This is a genomic window from Neorhizobium sp. T7_12 (genome assembly GCF_002968535.1).
Taxonomy (GTDB): Bacteria; Pseudomonadota; Alphaproteobacteria; order Rhizobiales; family Rhizobiaceae; genus Neorhizobium; species Neorhizobium tomejilense.
Genome location: NZ_PVBK01000024.1, coordinates 1 through 17,411, shown reverse-complemented (window position 1 = coordinate 17,411; position 17,411 = coordinate 1). Strand labels below are relative to the sequence as shown.

Below are 17,411 nucleotides of genomic sequence, written 5' to 3'. Positions count from 1 at the left end.
TAGTATAGGGTTTTGATAGACTACATTGACCGAAACGATATTTGGCCTGAAAGTGGGGACGTATTACGCTCAACCAACTGGAGGCTGACGATGATCGCTTGTGGCTTATCCCTGTTTGGATTTGATCTGTTCGGGCTGGCCCGGCGCGCGCCGGGCAAGGCGGGTGCGGACAGCACTGAACGCAAGACGTCCGAAAAGGATCGTGAGGAACTTCGCGATCCGGATCGCGAACATTCGGAAAGCTTCTTCTGGGGCATGTATCCCGTCTATTGACCGGCCTTCCGGCACGGGGGCGATTATCCGGAATACAAAAAAGCCGGCGAAGCGATCCGCTCCGCCGGCCTTTCCATGTTCGAACAGACGAGCCGATATCAGGCGGTGGGCTGCTTGGTCTTGCGCAGGTAGGGCAGGACCGTATCGAACGAACCGAAGCGGGTGACCGCATCCTCGTTGGAAACGGCGGCGGTGATGATCACATCCTCACCCTGCTTCCAGTTGGCCGGCGTCGCGACCTGGTGCTTGGCAGTGAGCTGGATCGAGTCGATCGCCCGCAGGATTTCGTTGAAGTTGCGGCCGGTGGTCATCGGATAGGTGAGGATCAGCTTGATCTTCTTGTCCGGGCCGATCACGTAGACCGAGCGGACCGTCGCATTGTCGGCAGGCGTGCGGCCCTCCGAACTTTCGCCGGCTGCGGCCGGCAGCATGTCGTAGAGCTTGGCGACCTTGAGGTCGCGGTCGCCGATCAGCGGATATTCCACCTCGAAACCAGTCGCGGTCTTGATGTCGTCCTTCCACTTGCCGTGGCTTTCGACCGGATCGACGGAGATGCCGATGATCTTGACGCCACGCTTTTTGAATTCGCCCTCAAGGCCGGCCATGGCGCCGAGCTCGGTCGTGCAGACCGGCGTGAAGTTCTTCGGGTGGGAAAACAGCACGGCCCAACCGCTGCCGATCCAGTCGTGAAAATGAATCGTGCCCTGGGTGGTCTCGGCGGTGAAATCCGGTGCTATGTCGTTGATACGAAGGCTCATGTCAGCTCCCTTGAATTGTTGTGTCTGCAGCGATCGGGACTTCAAAGCCGGCCCGATCAAGCGGCCGCTTGGGTCGCCTGTCAGTTATAGAGTATTTCGCGGGTACCTGCCTGCTCTTCCGGCGGTCCGCTGCCCACGCTGGGCCAAAAGCAAGGAGCGACCATTAAAAACCCCGGATCCGTGTCGTCAAGAAGGATATAGCCGCTTCAAGATTGCGGGCCGACGCAGTTTGTTCCAAAATGCCGGCAGGAAAGAGTGTAGCTTTCCAAATATTCCGCAACCGCATCGGTTCCATCACTCGTATCAGGAATGAGCCTCAGCGGCGGTAGCCAAGCGCCCGGCTGATATCGTCGGCTGCACTGCGGACCATCAGCAGAAAGCCCTCGCGCTGCTCGTTGTAACGCACGGTCGGAACGCCGAGATTGAGGGCCGCGACGACCGCGCCGTTGCCATCGAAGATCGGCGCGGCAATGCCGGTCGAGCCGGTGACGAATTCCTGGTCGTTCAGTGCATAGCCATCCCGGCGGATCTTCACGAGCATCTCGCGAATGCGCTCGATATCGGTGACGGTGTAGCGGGTATAGGAGAGCAGTTGGACACGGGAAAGATAGTGTTCCAGCGCCTCCTTCGGCGTGAAGGCGAGCAACACGCGACCGGTCGCGGTGCAATAGGCTGCGATCGCCGCATCGAGGTTGACGTCGTAGCGAACCCGATGCCGGCTGACACACTTCGCCAGCCGCCTGATGTCGCAATGGGCGTTCATCGTCGCCAGCAGGATGGTCTCGCCGGATTCGTCGCGCAGCTTTTCCATGAACGGTTTCGCCACCACGACCAGCGGCTCTTCATGCCGCCGGAACGGAAAGCCGTGCCGGCTCGCCTCGACCAGCATATAGCGGCCGGCATCGTCCCGGACCACGTGGCCACGGGCAGCCAACGTCTGGACGAGACCGTGCGCGCTGCTTTTCGGGAAAGAAAGATCGCGCACGATCTGCGCCAGCGGCACCGCTTCCCGGCGGGAAGCCATATATTCCAGGAGATCGAGAATCCTGCCAGCGCTTTTGATTTCGGAGTTCATATATGTGAACGAAACCCCCATTGATGGCTATCGGATCGGCTCATAACAATTCTGCCTAGAAAGCAGCCACTCACATTTTCGAGTGTCGCGCTGACAGGATAAACGATCTCATGAATGCGCCGAATAAGCAAAATGATGTCTCCGAACCCTGGACCTGGCCGGATAGTGTCTGGCAGCAGAAGGTTCAGAAGGTACGCGCCGGGCGTTCCCTCAAGCCTGCGAAATGGAAAAACGGCGCACGCATGGCAGTCGCATTGTCCTTCGATTCCGATCACGAGACGATGGAACTGCGCAATGGCGGCACCTCCTTCGGCACGATGAGCCGTGGCCAATACGGCGCCCGCGCCGGCATGCCACGCATCCTGCGGCTGCTGGAAAAATACTCCATTCCGGCCTCCTTCTTCATGCCGGCGGTCTCGGCGATGATCAATGCGGACGAAGTGAAGACCGTGGTTTCGTCGGGCCACGAGCTCGGCATCCATAGCTGGATCCACGAATTCAATTCCCGCCTTGACGAGGTGACCGAACGCGACCTGGCGCTACGCGCCTCCGACACGCTCGAACGCCTGTCCGGCATCCGCCCCGTCGGCATGCGCACCGCGTCCTGGGATTTCAGCCCCTATACACTGAAGATCGCTCGCGAGATGGGTCTGCTCTACGATTCTTCGCTGATGGCCGACGAGGAGCCCTACGAACTTCTGGAGGACGGCGAACCGACCGGCGTGGTCGAGATCCCCGTCGAGTGGATCCGCGACGACGCACCTTACGTGGCGATGGACCGGATGACCGGCGCGCGACCTTACGGCGGCCCTGCCATGGTTTTCGACATCTTCGCCCGCGAGTTCGAAGTTGCCTGGGAAGAGGGCGGGCTGTTCCAGCTCACCATGCACCCGCATCATATCGGGCACCGTTCACGCATCTTCATTCTGGAAGAGATCATCCGGCTCGCCAAGTCGAAGGGCGACGTCTGGTTCTGCACCCATGCGGAACTGGCGCGTTACTGTGCCGACGAGGCCGGGCTCAAGACCGGCGCGAAGGCGGCGTAAACAGTTCTTGAATACAGCAGCAACAACAATGAGGGTAAGGGAATGTCTGCCAAATTCGCATCCATAGCCGCCGTGCTACTGGCGCTCACCGCGTCGACCGCGCTTGCGCAAACCAAGGACACGCTGACCATCGACCTGCCGAACGATGCGGCAACGCTCGATCCGCATCTGCAGTGGAACACCGACAGCTACTCGATCTACCGCAATATCTTCGACAACCTGCTGACGCGCGACGTCAAGGGCGAGATCGTGCCGCAGATCGCCAAGTCGTGGAAATATCTCGACGACAAGACGATCGAATTTCAGATCCGCGACGACGTGACCTTCCAGGACGGTACGAAACTGACGGCTGAAGATGTTGCGTTTTCTATCAACCGCATCATCGATCCGAAGTTGAAGAGCCCGCAGCTTTCGCAGTTCGACCAGATCGCCAAGGCCGAGGCGGTGAGCCCGACCGTCGTCAAGATGACGACCAAGTCACCTTATCCGGCGCTGCTCGCCCAACTGGTCAAGCTTTCTATCGTGCCGAAGGCCTATGTCGAAAAGGTCGGCGACCAGGAATTCAACCTGAAGCCGCTCGGCTCCGGCCCCTACAAGATGGCAAAGTGGCAGAAGGGCGTGCAGACCGAGCTCGAGGCCTATGGCAGCTACTGGCGCGCCAAGCCGCCGTTTCAGAAGGTGGTCTTCCGCACCGTTCCGGACGTTTCGACCCGTATCGCCGATCTGAAGACCGGCAAGGCCGACCTCGTCCGCGACGTGCCGCCGGATCAGGCCGAAAGCATCAAGAGCGACAGCAATTCGCAGGTCCTGTCGGTTCCGACCGAGCGGATCGGCTATCTCTTCATCAATGCCCAGGGCGGCGTCACCAAGGACGTCCGCGTCCGCCAGGCGATTGCCTATGCGATCGACCGCCAGGCGCTTGTCGAGGCGCTGCTCGAAGGATACGGCAAGCCGGTCGAGGTCCTCGGCGCCGAGCCGGTCTTCGGCTACACCGACAAGATCAAGGGCTACGAGTACAATCTCGACAAGGCGAAGGAACTGGTGAAGGCCGCCGGCGCGGAGGGCGCGACCGTCGAATTCCTGACCTCTCCCGCCTATAGCCGCGCCACCGTCGAAGCCATTCAGCAGATGGTCAACGAAGCCGGTCTCAAGGTGGAGATCTCGTCCAGCGACCAGGCGACCTTCCTGAAGCGCCGCCAGGGCGATCCCGCCAATGCCGGCGGTCTTGCCTTCGGCGCCTGGTCCTGCGCCTGCCAGGACGTCGATGGCGTGATCTTCCCGCTGTTCCGCACCGGCAGCATCTGGGCCAAGTACTCGAACCCGAAGTTCGATGAAGCGGTCGACAAGGCGCGCGTCATCCTCGACCAGAAGGAGCGTCTGAAGCTCTACGAACAGGCCTACCAGGTCCTGAAGGACGACGTTCCGGGCATGGGCCTTTATCAGGCCTATGCGCTCTACGGAGCCGCCAAAAAGCTGAAGTGGCAGCCGACCGCCAATGAAGCCATGTTCGTCATGGACATGAGCTGGCAGCAGTAAAAGACAGGTAACAGGATCATGTTGAGATATGCCGTCGAGCGTTTGATACAGGCGATCATTGCGATCTTCGGCGTTCTCACCATCGTCTTCGTCGTCATGCATCTCTCGGGCGACCCCACCCTGTTGCTGGTGCCGCAGGACGCATCGGCCGAGATGATCGCCCAGTTGCGCAGCCAGCTCGGTTTCGACCGGCCGATCTGGGTGCAATATCTCGAATATCTGGGCGGACTTGCGCATTTCGACTTCGGCATTTCCGTCGTCCAGCGGGTGCCGGCATTCGATATCGTCGTTTCGCGTGTGCCCTATACGGCGATGCTTGCCGCCGGCGCGCTGGTGGTGGCGATCGGCATGGGCATTCCGGCCGGCATCATCATGGCGACCCGGCGCGGCGGCTGGCTCGAACGGTTGCTGACGGCGATCGTCGTCACCGGCCAGAGCGTGCCGACCTTCCTGTCAGGTATCGTGCTGATCTTCTTCTTCGGCGTGACGCTGCGCTGGCTGCCGACCTCCGGCTCCGGCGATTTCGCCTCGCTGATCATGCCGTCCATCGCACTCGGGGCGATCTCGATGTCGACCTTCGCCCGCATGACCCGCATCTCGATCATCGACGAACTCGGCAAGGACTATGTCAGGGCAGGGCGCGCCCGCGGCCTGTCGCTGGGCTCCGTTGTGTTCCGCCATGTGCTGCGCAATGCTGCGATCCCAGTCATCACTATTGCCGCACTCGAAATCGGTAACCTGCTTGCCGGTGCTGTCATCGTCGAGACGGTATTCGCCTGGCCGGGCATCGGCCAGCTCGCCATCCAATCCATCCAGTCGCGCGACTTCCTGGTCGTCCAGGTGATCGTGCTGCTGATTTCCTTCGTTTATGTGCTGACCAGTGTGATCGCGGATTTCGTCTACGCGCTCGTCGATCCGCGCATCCGTCTGGTCCGATAAGGAGAAGGCTTTGAGCACCGCCGTCCTCGCCCTTAGCCAGCGCCTTCGCCGGGTCCCTCTCTCGGTCATCGTCGTATCGGTCATTTTCCTGGTGATCGTGCTGCTGGCGATCTTCGCGCCTTGGGTGGCGCCAGCCGATCCCAACCGGCAGAACCTGCTCGGCCGCCTGAAACCGCCGGGCTTCGAGATGCGCGGTATCACCTACTGGCTCGGAACCGACGACCTCGGCCGCGATCTGCTGTCGCGCACGCTTTATGGGGCAGGGGTCTCGCTGTCGGTCGCGGTGCTGTCCGTGGTCGTCTCTTCGCTGGTCGGCGTCACGCTCGGCATGATCGCCGGCTGGTTCCGCGGCAAGATCGAGATCCTCATCATGCGCCTCGTCGACATCATGATGTCGATCCCGGCAATCCTGCTCGCGGTGCTCACCGTCGCGGTACTCGGCCCGGGCTTCCTGAAACTGGTCCTGGTGCTCGGCCTGACACGCTGGCCGCGTTATACCCGCGTCGCCTATGCCCAGACGCTGCAGGTGGCGAACCTGCCGTTCATCAAGGCTTCGGAACTTGCGGGCGCCGGGGCGGCGCGCATTCTTTTCCATCACATCCTGCCGAATATCGCCGGCCCGGTACTGATCGTCGCCACCGCAGAATTCGGCCTGATGATCCTGATGGAAGCGGGCCTTTCCTTCCTCGGCCTCGGCATCCAGCCGCCGGCTTCGAGCTGGGGCTCGATCATGAGCGTCGGCCGTCAATATATCGAGCGGGCCTGGTGGATCGTCGCCTTTCCGGGCGCCTGTCTCTTCCTGCTCGTCTTTTCCGTCAACGTGCTTGGCGACTGGTTGCGAGACCAGCTCGACCCACGTTCCCGTACCCGTTGAGTCTTTGGCGCGTTGAGGTTTTAAGTCATGGAATTCGAAAACAAGACCATCGTGATCACCGGCGCCGCTGGCATTTTCGGCCGCTGGATCGCCGCTTATTTCGCCCGGGAAGGCGCCACGCTGTGTCTCAGCGACGTCCGCATGGACGGGCTGGAAAAGGCGGTCTCCGAGCTCGGGCTCGACCGTTCCAAGGTGCTGCTGCATGCGACTGAGCTGACCAGCGACGCCTCGATGCTCGACCTCGTCGATCTCGTGAAGCGCGAATGGAAGGCGCCGGACGTCCTGGTCAACAATGCCGGCATCTACACCCGCTTCAGCCTGCTGGAGATGGAGTTCTCCGACTGGGACCGCGTCTTCGGCGTCAACCTGCGCGCACCCTTCGTGCTGTCGCGCGAGTTCGCCAGGCTGATGATCGCGGAAGGCAAAACCGGCTCGATCGTCAACATCTCCTCCGGCGCCGCCCGCAAGATGACCCAGAACGGTGTTCCCTACTGCACGTCGAAGACAGCCATCGAACGCCTGTCCAAGGGTTTCGCCATGGAGCTCGCCGAATACGGCATCCGCGTCAACGTCGTCGAGCCGGGCTTCGCGCCGGGCAGCGAAGTGAGTGAACTTTCCGACGAATATGTCAGCAACATGCTGAAGAATATCCCCCTCGGCCGCGCCAGCGGCCCGGAGGATGCGCCGGGCGCCATCGCCTATCTCTGCTCGGACAAGGCCGCCTTCATCACCGGCGCCGTGATCAGCGTCGATGGCGGCAATTCGATCGGCAACTACAAGCGCCCCGAGCGGGCGAAGACGGCAGGCTGAGGACAGATGATGGACGCCGCCGCCAATCCGCTGCTTTCCGTCGACAGGCTGACCATCGATATCGGTGGCGCCAACGTCGTCGACGACATCTCCTTCACCGTCGCGCCCGGCAAGGTCATGGCGCTGGTGGGCGAGTCCGGCTGCGGCAAGTCGCTGACCTCCTATGCAATGCTCGGCCTGCTGCCGCCGGCTGCGAGACGCACCGCCGGCCGGATCATGCTCGAAAACACCGACCTTGCGGCGCTTTCGGAACGGCAGTTCCGCAAGGCACGGGGAAAAGACATCTCGATCATCTTCCAGGAGCCGAGTGCTTCGCTCGACCCGCTGACGACGGTCGGTTCGCAGATTGCCGAGGCCTACCGGGTCCACCATGGCGTCTCTAAAGCGGAAGCCTACGAGAAGGCGCGGCAGATGCTGGTCGATGTTGGCATTCCCGACCCGACCCGGCGGCTCGACCAATATCCGTTCGAACTGTCTGGCGGCATGTGCCAGCGCATCATGATCTCGATCGCGCTGATCTGCGGCCCGCGCGTTCTGGTCGCCGACGAACCGACCACGGCGCTCGACGTGACCATCCAGGCGCAGATTCTCGACCTGATGAAGAAACTGGTCGCCGACCGCGGCACCGCGATCGTGCTGATCACCCACGACATGGGCGTGGTCGCCGACATCGCCGACGACGTGGTGGTTATGTATGCCGGCCGGATCGCCGAAATCGCGCCCGTGCACGATCTCTTCCGGCAGCCGAAACACCCCTACACGGCCCTGCTGCTTGCCAGCGTTCCCAAGCTAGATGATGCGCCGAAGGCGGACCTCGCGACCATCGAGGGGACGGTGCCCACGCCGAACGAATTCGGCGTCGGTTGCCGTTTCACTGAACGCTGTCCTCTCGCGACCGACAAGTGTCGCACCGAACAGCCGCCGCTCTTCGATTGCGGCGCAGGCCACCGCTCGGCCTGCTGGCATATCGACCGCATGGCGGAAATCCGCGAGGTGGCGGCATGAGCGAGCCGATGAAATCCAGCAAAACCGGGCACGTTCTCGAAATCCGCGATGTCGCGGTGCATTTCGGCGGCCGCGGCGGACTGCTCGGTAAGTCAGGTCCAGTGGTCAAGGCCGTCAATGGCGTCGACCTCGATATCGCCCGCGGCGAGACGGTGGCGCTGGTCGGCGAATCCGGCTGCGGCAAGTCGACGCTTTCCAATACCATCGTCGGCCTGCAGGCTCCCATTTCGGGAAGCGTGCGGATCAGCGGCGACGAAGTGGTCGGCGCCAGTCGCCGCGAGCTCAACGACATCCGCCGCAATGTGCAGATGATTTTTCAGGATCCGGCGCTGTCTCTCGATCCGCGCTCGACCGTTGGCGCGACGATCGGCGAGCCGCTGATCGTGCGCGGCGTCGCCAAGGGGAGGGCACTGAAGGAACGGGTCGCGACGCTGCTGCAGCAGGTCGGCTTGCGTCCCGAACACGCGGACCGTTATCCGCACCAGTTTTCCGGCGGCCAGCGCCAGCGCGTGGTGATCGCAAGGGCGCTCGCTCTGGAGCCGGACCTCCTGATCTGCGATGAGCCGGTCTCGGCGCTCGACGTCTCGGTACGCGCCCAGATCCTCAACCTGCTGGTGGCGCTGCAGAAGCGCACCGGCGTTTCCTATCTCTTCGTCAGCCATGATCTCGGCGTGGTCCGGCATATCTGCGACCGGGTCGTGGTCATGTATCTCGGCCGTTTCGTCGAGATGGCCGACCGCGACACTTTCTTCGCCAATCCGAAACATCCCTATACCAAGGCGCTGATGTCGGCCGTGCCGGAAGCCGACCCGGAAGTGCAGCGTGCCAAGCAACGCTTTATCCTCAGCGGCGAATTGCCAAGTCCTTCAAACATCCCGTCCGGCTGTGCATTCCATACGCGCTGCCCGCTGGCGACCGAAATCTGCTCGCGAGAGCGGCCGGAACTGACGCCGCGTGCCGATGGCGCGCGCGTCGCCTGCCATCACGCCTAAGAGCCATGACGCATAAGAGACTGCCATGACGGATGCTCCGACGAACGAAACCCTCCGGCTGGCCGGCCTCGAAGCGCAGGCGGAAATCCGCATTGATCGCTGGGGCATCCCGCATATCAAGGCGGCGAGCGAGAAGGACCTTTTCTTCGTCCAGGGTTTCAACGCCGCCCGCGACCGGCTGTGGCAGCTCGACCTCTGGCGCAAGCGCGGCCTCGGCCTTCTCGCCGCCGATTTCGGCCCCGGCTACCTGGCGCAGGACCATGCCGCCCGGCATTTCCTCTATCGCGGCGACATGGCCCCGGAATGGATTTCCTACGCGCCGGATACGCAGGCGATCTGCACCGCCTTTGCCGCTGGCATCAATGCCTATGTCGCGCTTTGCGAGGCAGAGCAGGCTCGCTTGCCGCCAGAATTCGCCATCTTCGGCACCAGGCCGTCACGCTGGCAGCCGGCGGACGTGGTGCGGATCCGCAGCCATGCGCTGACCCGTAACGGCATTTCCGAAATCCTGCGTGCCAACATCATGACGCTTGCGGACGCAGAGACCGACCTGCTGCGCTTCGAGCTCGATCCACCGGTCTCGCCGACGCCGGAGGAGGGGATTTCACTCGCCGATATCCCGCTCGCCGCGACCCGTCTGTTCAAGCTCGCCACAGCCGCCGTCATCTTCGACAAGGCACGCCTGGCCGCAACGCTCGGCGATGTCTGGAAATGGACCGAGGTTACCGATCTCGGCGATATCGTCCAGGCGATCGCGGAGGAGGGGTCCAACAACTGGGCGGTGCACGGTTCGCGCACCGAAAGCGGCCGGCCGATCCTCGCAAGCGATCCGCACCGAGCGCACGCCGTGCCGTCGCTGCGGTATCTCGTCCATCTCGAGGCTCCGGGCCTCAACGTCATCGGCACAGGTGAACCGACCGCGCCCGGTGTCTCGCTCGGCCATAACGACCGCACCGCCTTCGGCCTCACCATCTTCGGCGCCGACCAGGAAGATGTCTATGTCTACCAGACCAAGGAAGGCGATCCGGAGCACTATCGTTACGCCGACGGCTGGGAGAAGATCACCCGCATCGAGGAGAATTTCCCGGTCAAGGGCTATCCCGACCAGACGCTGACGCTCTCGTTCACCCGCCACGGCCCGATCCTCCATGAGAACCCGAAGATCCATCAGGTCATCGCCATGCGCACCGTCTGGCTGGCGCCCGGTACGGCCGCTTATCTCGGCAGCCTGTCCTATATGCGCAGCGGCTCCGTCCAGGCGTTTTCTCAGGCGCTCGGATCCTGGGGCACGCCCTCGGTCAACCACGTCAGTGCAGATGTTGACGGCAATATCGGCTGGTTCACCGCCGGTTTCACGCCGGTGCGCCGCAACTGGGAAGGGCTGCTACCCGTGCCGGGCCATGGCAGCCACGAATGGGACGGCTTCCTGCCCGCCGGCGAGCTGCCGCGCAAGTATAATCCCGGTGAAGGTTTCGTCGCCTCGGCCAACGAGATGAACCTGCCGGCCGACCGCGACCCGAAAGCGCCATCGATCGGTCACGAATGGGCGGAAGTGAGCCGTGCCCAGCGCATCAAGTCGGTCCTGCGCGTCGATCCCAAACATACGTTGAAAGCCTCGATGGCTTTGCAGACCGACGTCTATTCCCGCCCGGCCGCGACCATCTGCGCCATGCTCCAACAAGTTGCCAGCCGTCAACCGCTGGATGACCGGCAGGAACATACCACAAAGCTTTTCAACGGCTGGGATTATCGTCTCGAAGCAGGGAGTGCGGCGGCGGCGCTGTTCGAAGTCTGGTGGATGAAGCACCTGCGACCGGCACTGCTCGCCAAATTCGCACCGAACCCGACCGTCCGCCAGTTGCTGCTGCCCGGCGATGTTGACCGCATGCTGGCGCTTATCAGCGAATCCGGCACGCTCTGGGATGCTGCCGAACGAGACGCCATGCTGGTATCGACGCTTTCCGACGGCTTTGCAGATTGCGAAAACCGGCTCGGTGCCGAGCCGGCAGCTTGGCGCTGGGGCGACCTGCACCGCGCGCTCTTCGAACACGCGACCAGCCGCATCAAGACCGAAGATGCGACCGACTGGAATGTCGGCCCGCTGCCCGTCGGCGGCAGCCGTTCGACGCCCATGCATGCCGGCTATCGGATGGGCGATTTCGGCGTCAACGCCGGCGCCTCGGTCCGCCTCGTCATGGATGTCGGCGACTGGGACAACAGCGTCTGCATCAATACGCCCGGCCAATCCGGCGATCCCCGTTCGCGTCATTATGGGGACCTGGCCAGTATTTGGTCGAAAGGCGAATACGTGCCGCTCCTCTACAGCGAAGCCCACATCGCCCGGGAAACAATCCACCGCATCATGCTTCTGCCGGGTTGAGCAGGCGGGGAGGGAGGGTTGGTGAATACGCTTTGTCGGATGTGTCTTTCAACGAGCGCTTTCAGCCTCTTCCCGTCGCGCGCCTAAAGAAGATCAACCATCTCATGATGCTCCCGAGCCGATTGCTCGATTCGCGCCCGCGTCTTCCACTGGGAAACGGGAGCGGAAAATGTGCGCTGTCGGAGTTCGGCGATAATCCCATCCAGTTCGTCATTACCAGATAGGTGCACGAAAGCCCGATGAAAGTTCAGATTGGCCTCATACAGTTCCAGCACGGTCCCGTGCAGGATCAGGCTTTCGAACCGCTCGGCCGTCGGGTGTGCTGGCGCTTGAATTTCGACGGTACTCGAAGCCGAACAGAGGTAGCTCATCGGCATCGCCAACTTAGCGAAACATGGACTTCGATGTGAGATGAAGGGCCATGACACGTGACCCTCTTTACCGCCGCCATCGTTTTCCCGCCGAGATCATAGCTCACGCTGTGTGGCAGTATTTCCGCTTTCCCCTTAGTCTGGGGATGGTCGAGGACATGCTGGCGGCACGAGGGATTATTGTCTCGCACCAGACGGTTCGGCTGTGGGCAGGGAAATTCGGGCGGGCCTTTGCCACCGAGATCCGCCGTCGCTGCGCGGGTCGGCTCCTGACGGATTACATGCTCAGGCGTTGACGACAGCGGCGATGTCGCGAAGATGCCGAAAGTCCCGTGGCGCCTTGGGCGCCAGTAGATCTTTTTCGATCTCCATGACGATAGAGCGGACCGTGTCGGTCCTGTTCATGCCACTGGCCGCCATCACCCACCGGACGTCGTCATCGGTCCTGGCGGAGATCTTGAATGACAAGCGACGATTGGGGATGCGGATTGTCGGCGTTATGTGCTTGCCCCTCTCGGCCTTCGACCTCTGCCATGCTTCGAAGTTGCGGCGCAGGGCATTCGTTCTCGGCTCGTCTAGCCGAAGTCGCTGAAGATAGGATGCAAACAACGTTTTCCTGAAGCGCGTGGTAGCAGTCGGATCGATGCGATGCGGCGGCATCGAGGATCTCGACCTCGGGCGCGGGAATGCTGACTTCGAGCGCGACCTCGGCCACCTCGCGTGCGCGCCGGATGGCCGGCGTGGACTGCGCGGGGATGGCGACAACGGCGTCGCATTCATCGCAGACCGCGGCCAGGATGCCCTTCACCGTGCCGGATCCGTTATCGAACGGAACGTCGCGATAGGCGAACGTCGTCGCGACCAGCTTTCCGCAGTGCGGGCAAATGGCTTTGCTGGTATCGCCTGGTTGGTATCGCCTGGTTGGTAGAGCTTCATGAAAGCCTCACTGATGCACGCTGATGAATACGGTATCCGGGTCGACGAAGTAGGACTCGATGTACCAGCCATCACTTTGGGGTGCAGCATGTGACGGGACATTCACCGGGCTTGAAAACGTCCTCAAAGGATCGAAAAATGGATAAAGCTCAGGCGACAATCGAAAATCCGGCCGCATGTCGATGGCTGAGCCGAACGGCCGCCTCCGCTGCTTCAATGATCGACAACGTATCGATGCCGAAATGGGCATACAGATCAGCGATCGTGCCTGTCTGGCCGAAATGTTCGACGCCGAGGCTGGTCAGCACATGACCATGAACCGAACCGAGCCATCCGAGCGTTGCCGGATGACCGTCCGTGACCGTTATCATATGCGCATGTTGGGGTAGGGGCGCGAGCAGGTTTTCCACATGGCTGCGAGCGGCGGCATATCCGTGCCGTCTTGCACGCTGTGCCGCCGTCCAGCCGGCATTGAGCCGGTCGGCCGAGGTCACGGCCAGTACGGCCACGTCGCGATGCCGTTCCGCGAGCCGCCCGGCCGCGGTCAGCACTTCCGGCGCAACGCAGCCCTGATAGGCCAACACCAGAGGCGTATTCGATTGCGGTTCGCGAAGCCAGTAGGCGCCATCGACGACACCTTGACGAAATGCTTCGCTGTCGCGGCGCACCGGCTGTTCCAGCGGCCGGGTCGTCAGGCGCAGATAAACCGAGCCGCCGGCTTCGTCCCGCAGCCATGTCCGCGGGTCATGCCCGCCTTTGCCTTCCCGCTGCATGTAGTCGAATGACCAGTCCATGATGATGGAGAGTTCGTCCAGATAGGCCGGTTCGAAACTTGCCAACCCGTCCTGGCTCATGCCGATCAACTGCTGCCCGATGGATTGATGCGCGCCACCCTCCGGCGCCAGCGTCACGCCCGATGGCGTGCCGACGATCATGAAGCGGGCATCCTGGTAACAAGCGTAGTTCAACGCATCGAGACCGCGGGCAACGAAAGGATCATAAACGGTGCCGATCGGTATGAGCCTTTCGCCGAACAACGAATGCGACAGCCCGGCTGCACTCAGCAGCAGGAACAGGTTCATTTCCGCGATGCCGAGTTCGATATGCTGCCCCGCCGGACCGAAAGACCACTTCTGGGTTGAGGGCACTTTCTCGTCGTGGAACGTATCCGCCAGCGCGTCACGCGCAAACAGCCCGCGCCGGTTGACCCAGGGACCGAGGTTGGTGGAGACAGTGACGTCCGGTGCCGTCGTGACGATCCTTTTGGAGAGGTCGTCATCGCGCCTTGCGATCGAATCCAGAACTTTGCCGAAGCCTGCCTGTGTTGAAAGTTCGCGATCATCCAGGAAGACCGGCCCCGGCGATGCGACACGGGCGGCGGCATAGCGGCGTGAGCCCTTGGCGAAGAAGGGTACGGTCTTGAGATAGGCCTTGACCACCGATGGATTCGTGACGGCGCCGAACTCCTCCCATTCCTCGCCGGCGGCGACCCCGATGTGGCTCTGGAACTGCGCCATCTGGGCCTTGGTCATCAGGCCGGCATGATTGTCCTTGTGGCCGGCAAGCGGCGTACCCCAACCCTTGATCGTATAGGCCAGAAACACCGTCGGCCGATCATGGTCGATGCTTTCGAAGGTCTTCGCCAGCGTTTCGATACAGTGGCCGCCGAGATTGCTCATCAGTTCGGACAGTTCCGCATCCGTGCGCCGGTCGATCAGCCGCGTCACCTCGCCCTGATCGCCGATCTCGTCGGTCAGGCGCTTTCGCCATGCCGCTCCGCCTTGAAAGGCGAGGGCCGAATAAAGCTGGTTCGGGCAGCGGTCGATCCAGTCGCGCAGCGCAGTGCCGCCGGCTTCACGAAAGGCGGCCTCCTGCAAGGCGCCGTATTTCAGCACCTTCACATCCCAGCCGAAGGCCGCAAATATGGATTCGATGCGCTTCCAAAGCCCCTCGCGCACCACGCCGTCGAGGCTCTGCCTGTTATAGTCGATGATCCACCAGGTGTTGCGCAGGTCGTGCTTCCAGCCCTCCTGGAGGCATTCGTAGATATTGCCCTCATCCAGTTCGGCATCGCCGACAAGGGCGATCATGCGGCCCTTAGGGCGCGGCGACGAAAAGGATTTGGCTTCGATGTAGTCCTGGACGATCGAGGCAAAGGCCGTGATCGCCACACCCAACCCGACCGAACCGGTGGAGAAATCAACGTCGTCACCGTCCTTGGTGCGGCTCGGATAGGATTGGGCGCCACCAAATCCGCGAAAATTGACCAGCTTCTCCCGCTGCTGATTGCCCATGAGATACTGGATCGCATGAAACACCGGCGAGGCGTGTGGCTTGACCGCGATCCGGTCCTCCGGCTTCAGTGTGTGGAAATAGAGTGCCGTCATGATCGACACCATCGAGGCCGAAGACGCCTGGTGCCCGCCAACCTTGACATCGCCTTTTTCGCGGATGTGGTTCGCGTTGTGGATCATCCAGCAGGCATGCCAAAGCACCTGGCGTTCAAGATCCTTCATGATCTGGAGCGTTTCCTGCGACAGGCTCACTTTCATCTCTGATCCTCCCCAATTGCAGTGAAAGACTATCACCCTTGATGCGGATTTACTGGCCTTTCTAGCTTGCTTGTTGCCCATATTTCGGTACGATTTGCCGCCTTAATCGGGAAAACGGAAATTTCATGCCGATTGTCAGCTATGACCCCGCGACGCTGAAGCTTCTGGATCTCCTGCAGAACAATGCCGAACTCAGTACGGCGGAACTCGCGCTAGCGACCGGTCTGTCGGCGTCTCCCTGCTGGCGGCGTGTCAATGACCTGAAGGAAAGCGGCGTGATCAAAGGAACGGTCGCACTCGCGGATGCGCAATCCCTTGGTCTCGCCGTCAACGTCTTCGTCCATATCTCGTTGAAGCAACAGGACAGGACATCGCTCGCCATCTTCGACGAGGCGGTGCGGTCCATGCCTGAAGTCATGGAATGTTATCTGATGACGGGTGAATCGGACTATCTTCTTCGTGTTGTCGTCGAGGATCTCAGAAAATACCAGGCGCTGGTGGTAGACCGGCTGACGACCATTCCCTGCGTATCCAACATCCGGTCCAGCTTTGCCCTGGGGCAGGTCAAGTATACGACCGCCCTGCCAACCACGCATCTTCGGAAATAGCACGGAGAAAAAGGTCAACTGCTCGAATAGGCGGATTTGTCTGCCCGAAGTCTCAGATTCCAAATGAACGGCCGACGGCGCGCGAAGCCGTACGTAGCGCAGCGCTCCGTCCTGATGGTCATGGCCATTCGCGTTGGTTGGCGGCATATGGCTGATGTGGTGGCTTGGTTTCAATGCATCTGTTGCAGTCGCGGTCGGATTCATTGCTCTCGCGGGCGTCGCCGCCGAAACAGGGGTGATCATGCTCATCTACCTCGATCACGCCCTCAAGGAGAGACGTGAGGTCTGCTTGACCGAGCGGAGGCCTCTCACGAAAGCAGACGTCCGAGACGCAATCATGGTCGGCGCGGTCGAACGGGTGAGGCCAAAGATGATGACGGTTGTCGCCATCATGGCCGGTTTGATCCCGCTCCTCTGGAGCACCGGGACCGGCTCGGAAATCATGCAGCGAATTGCTGTCCCAATGATCGGCGGAATGGTTTCGTCGACCATCCTAACGCTCGTCGTCATTCCCGCAGTCTATGCCCTGGTCAAGGGCTGGCGTCTTCCGGAAGCCCGGGTTGAACAGCCTCAACATCCCCAAGGACCACAAATAGAAGGAGTTACCGCATGAACAGGAGACAATTCATATGCTCCGCAATCGCGACCATCGCAGTTGCCAGCACGGCCCCAGCGCGGGCGTCGCAAACCAGAATGACGGTCTATAAAGACCCGACCTGCGGCTGTTGCGGCGCATGGGCCAACGCCATAGCGCAGGCCGATATTGCCGTCGACGTTCAGGAGGTCGACGATCTTGACTCGGTAAAGCGGAGATACCGTGTGCCGAAAAATCTGGAAGGCTGCCATACGGCGACCATCGGCAAATATTTCATCGAGGGACATGTCCCGCTGGAAGCCGTTGAGAGACTGCTCAACGATGCTCCGGATATCCTTGGGCTGGCAGTACCGGGTATGCCCGTGGGATCACTTGGAATGGGCGACAATCCGGCAGTAGCGTCATTCGACGTGTGGAGTGTCGAGGAGCAAGGTGGAGCGTCAATCTTCATGAGCGTTCGGCCGACGAAGCTTTGAGCCTGCTTGCGGTTGCCTGTTCACCCATTCCATGCGGCTTGGTAGCCCGGGAGAGTCCACTAGAGCGTTTCACCTTTTGACGGAAACGTAGCCTGCATTTTCGAGATAGTTGGCACATTCATCGGATTGGATCGCCTCGACCAGGTTACCAATGTGCCGCCAGGTTTCGTCGATGGTCCTCCTTT

Annotated in this window: 16 protein-coding genes and 3 pseudogenes; 13 read left to right on the top strand and 6 right to left on the bottom strand. The window is 61.5% G+C overall.

The features are described from left to right. The first annotated feature begins 90 nt into the window (after window positions 1–90). Window positions 91–273 (top strand): hypothetical protein, encoded by a 183-nt coding sequence (locus tag C5J26_RS29045; protein WP_105404926.1) that lies wholly within the window; start codon window positions 91–93, stop codon window positions 271–273. A 98-nt stretch (window positions 274–371) separates the two neighbouring features. Here C5J26_RS29045 and C5J26_RS29040 read toward each other — a convergent pair whose 3' ends face one another. Further along, entirely contained in the window at window positions 372–1,031 is a 660-nt protein-coding gene (locus C5J26_RS29040; protein ID WP_105404925.1) for a peroxiredoxin, read from the bottom strand. 316 nt (window positions 1,032–1,347) lie between these two features. Further along, window positions 1,348–2,106, bottom strand: coding sequence for an IclR family transcriptional regulator (locus C5J26_RS29035; RefSeq protein WP_245437451.1), 759 nt, complete (start codon window positions 2,104–2,106; stop codon window positions 1,348–1,350). A gap of 110 nt (window positions 2,107–2,216) precedes the next feature. On the opposite strand from C5J26_RS29035, the gene C5J26_RS29030 reads away from it, so the two are divergent. Genes C5J26_RS29030 through C5J26_RS28995 form a run of 8 tightly spaced genes read left to right on the top strand, consistent with a single transcriptional unit; the run spans window position 2,217 to window position 11,688 of the window. Continuing rightward, a complete protein-coding gene (locus C5J26_RS29030; RefSeq protein WP_105404923.1) occupies window positions 2,217–3,152 on the top strand; it encodes a polysaccharide deacetylase in 936 nt (311 codons plus the stop codon). A gap of 42 nt (window positions 3,153–3,194) precedes the next feature. Next, window positions 3,195–4,688, top strand: a complete 1,494-nt coding sequence (locus C5J26_RS29025) for an ABC transporter substrate-binding protein (RefSeq protein ID WP_105404922.1) — start codon at window positions 3,195–3,197, stop codon at window positions 4,686–4,688. 18 nt (window positions 4,689–4,706) lie between these two features. Further along, entirely contained in the window at window positions 4,707–5,627 is a 921-nt protein-coding gene (locus C5J26_RS29020; protein ID WP_105404921.1) for an ABC transporter permease, read from the top strand. 10 nt (window positions 5,628–5,637) lie between these two features. Then, on the top strand, window positions 5,638–6,501 hold the full coding sequence (locus C5J26_RS29015; protein ID WP_105404920.1) for an ABC transporter permease: 864 nt from the start codon (window positions 5,638–5,640) through the stop codon (window positions 6,499–6,501). Window positions 6,502–6,528: 27 nt separating this feature from the next. Beyond that, window positions 6,529–7,311 (top strand): SDR family NAD(P)-dependent oxidoreductase, encoded by a 783-nt coding sequence (locus C5J26_RS29010; RefSeq protein WP_105404919.1) that lies wholly within the window; start codon window positions 6,529–6,531, stop codon window positions 7,309–7,311. A 6-nt stretch (window positions 7,312–7,317) separates the two neighbouring features. Then, window positions 7,318–8,316 (top strand): ABC transporter ATP-binding protein, encoded by a 999-nt coding sequence (locus C5J26_RS29005; RefSeq protein WP_245441315.1) that lies wholly within the window; start codon window positions 7,318–7,320, stop codon window positions 8,314–8,316. Between the two features lie 8 nt (window positions 8,317–8,324). Beyond that, entirely contained in the window at window positions 8,325–9,308 is a 984-nt protein-coding gene (locus C5J26_RS29000; RefSeq protein ID WP_105404963.1) for an ABC transporter ATP-binding protein, read from the top strand. Window positions 9,309–9,333: 25 nt separating this feature from the next. Then, window positions 9,334–11,688, top strand: a complete 2,355-nt coding sequence (locus tag C5J26_RS28995) for a penicillin acylase family protein (RefSeq protein ID WP_105404917.1) — start codon at window positions 9,334–9,336, stop codon at window positions 11,686–11,688. A gap of 83 nt (window positions 11,689–11,771) precedes the next feature. Here C5J26_RS28995 and C5J26_RS28990 read toward each other — a convergent pair whose 3' ends face one another. Then, complete coding sequence (locus C5J26_RS28990; protein ID WP_245437453.1) at window positions 11,772–12,059, bottom strand: FCD domain-containing protein; 288 nt, start codon at window positions 12,057–12,059, stop codon at window positions 11,772–11,774. A 50-nt stretch (window positions 12,060–12,109) separates the two neighbouring features. Here C5J26_RS28990 and C5J26_RS33430 point away from each other — a divergent pair. Then, window positions 12,110–12,325, top strand: a pseudogene (locus tag C5J26_RS33430) (IS6 family transposase); the annotation flags it as partial. 170 nt (window positions 12,326–12,495) lie between these two features. Here the strand turns inward: C5J26_RS33430 and C5J26_RS32935 are convergent. After that, complete coding sequence (locus C5J26_RS32935; protein ID WP_172746163.1) at window positions 12,496–12,867, bottom strand: hypothetical protein; 372 nt, start codon at window positions 12,865–12,867, stop codon at window positions 12,496–12,498. Window positions 12,868–13,144: 277 nt separating this feature from the next. Then, entirely contained in the window at window positions 13,145–15,547 is a 2,403-nt protein-coding gene (locus tag C5J26_RS28970; RefSeq protein ID WP_105404914.1) for a transketolase, read from the bottom strand. Window positions 15,548–15,672: 125 nt separating this feature from the next. Here C5J26_RS28970 and C5J26_RS28965 point away from each other — a divergent pair, with 125 nt between their 5' ends. The 3 genes and pseudogenes from C5J26_RS28965 to C5J26_RS28955 all read left to right on the top strand — a co-directional run bounded on the left by C5J26_RS28965 (window position 15,673) and on the right by C5J26_RS28955 (window position 17,226). After that, window positions 15,673–16,155, top strand: coding sequence for an Lrp/AsnC family transcriptional regulator (locus C5J26_RS28965; RefSeq protein WP_105404913.1), 483 nt, complete (start codon window positions 15,673–15,675; stop codon window positions 16,153–16,155). Window positions 16,156–16,273: 118 nt separating this feature from the next. Further along, window positions 16,274–16,768, top strand: a pseudogene (locus C5J26_RS28960) (efflux RND transporter permease subunit); the annotation flags it as partial. Next, on the top strand, window positions 16,765–17,226 hold the full coding sequence (locus C5J26_RS28955; protein WP_105404912.1) for a DUF411 domain-containing protein: 462 nt from the start codon (window positions 16,765–16,767) through the stop codon (window positions 17,224–17,226). The pseudogene C5J26_RS28960 and the gene C5J26_RS28955, both read left to right, overlap by 4 nt. Window positions 17,227–17,295: 69 nt before the next feature. Here C5J26_RS28955 and C5J26_RS33425 read toward each other — a convergent pair. Then, window positions 17,296–17,411, bottom strand: a pseudogene (locus C5J26_RS33425) (IS630 family transposase); the annotation flags it as partial.

Coding starts and splice junctions, on each gene's coding strand:
- C5J26_RS29025 (WP_105404922.1), top strand. CDS start 3,195: ATGTCTGCCAAATTCGCATCCATAGCCGCCGTGCTACTGGCGCTCACC.
- C5J26_RS29040 (WP_105404925.1), bottom strand. CDS start 1,031: ATGAGCCTTCGTATCAACGACATAGCACCGGATTTCACCGCCGAGACC.
- C5J26_RS28965 (WP_105404913.1), top strand. CDS start 15,673: ATGCCGATTGTCAGCTATGACCCCGCGACGCTGAAGCTTCTGGATCTC.
- C5J26_RS29005 (WP_245441315.1), top strand. CDS start 7,318: ATGATGGACGCCGCCGCCAATCCGCTGCTTTCCGTCGACAGGCTGACC.
- C5J26_RS29000 (WP_105404963.1), top strand. CDS start 8,325: ATGAAATCCAGCAAAACCGGGCACGTTCTCGAAATCCGCGATGTCGCG.
- C5J26_RS28990 (WP_245437453.1), bottom strand. CDS start 12,059: ATGAGCTACCTCTGTTCGGCTTCGAGTACCGTCGAAATTCAAGCGCCA.
- C5J26_RS29045 (WP_105404926.1), top strand. CDS start 91: ATGATCGCTTGTGGCTTATCCCTGTTTGGATTTGATCTGTTCGGGCTG.
- C5J26_RS29030 (WP_105404923.1), top strand. CDS start 2,217: ATGAATGCGCCGAATAAGCAAAATGATGTCTCCGAACCCTGGACCTGG.
- C5J26_RS29010 (WP_105404919.1), top strand. CDS start 6,529: ATGGAATTCGAAAACAAGACCATCGTGATCACCGGCGCCGCTGGCATT.
- C5J26_RS28955 (WP_105404912.1), top strand. CDS start 16,765: ATGAACAGGAGACAATTCATATGCTCCGCAATCGCGACCATCGCAGTT.
- C5J26_RS28995 (WP_105404917.1), top strand. CDS start 9,334: ATGACGGATGCTCCGACGAACGAAACCCTCCGGCTGGCCGGCCTCGAA.
- C5J26_RS28970 (WP_105404914.1), bottom strand. CDS start 15,547: ATGAAAGTGAGCCTGTCGCAGGAAACGCTCCAGATCATGAAGGATCTT.
- C5J26_RS29035 (WP_245437451.1), bottom strand. CDS start 2,106: ATGAACTCCGAAATCAAAAGCGCTGGCAGGATTCTCGATCTCCTGGAA.
- C5J26_RS29020 (WP_105404921.1), top strand. CDS start 4,707: ATGTTGAGATATGCCGTCGAGCGTTTGATACAGGCGATCATTGCGATC.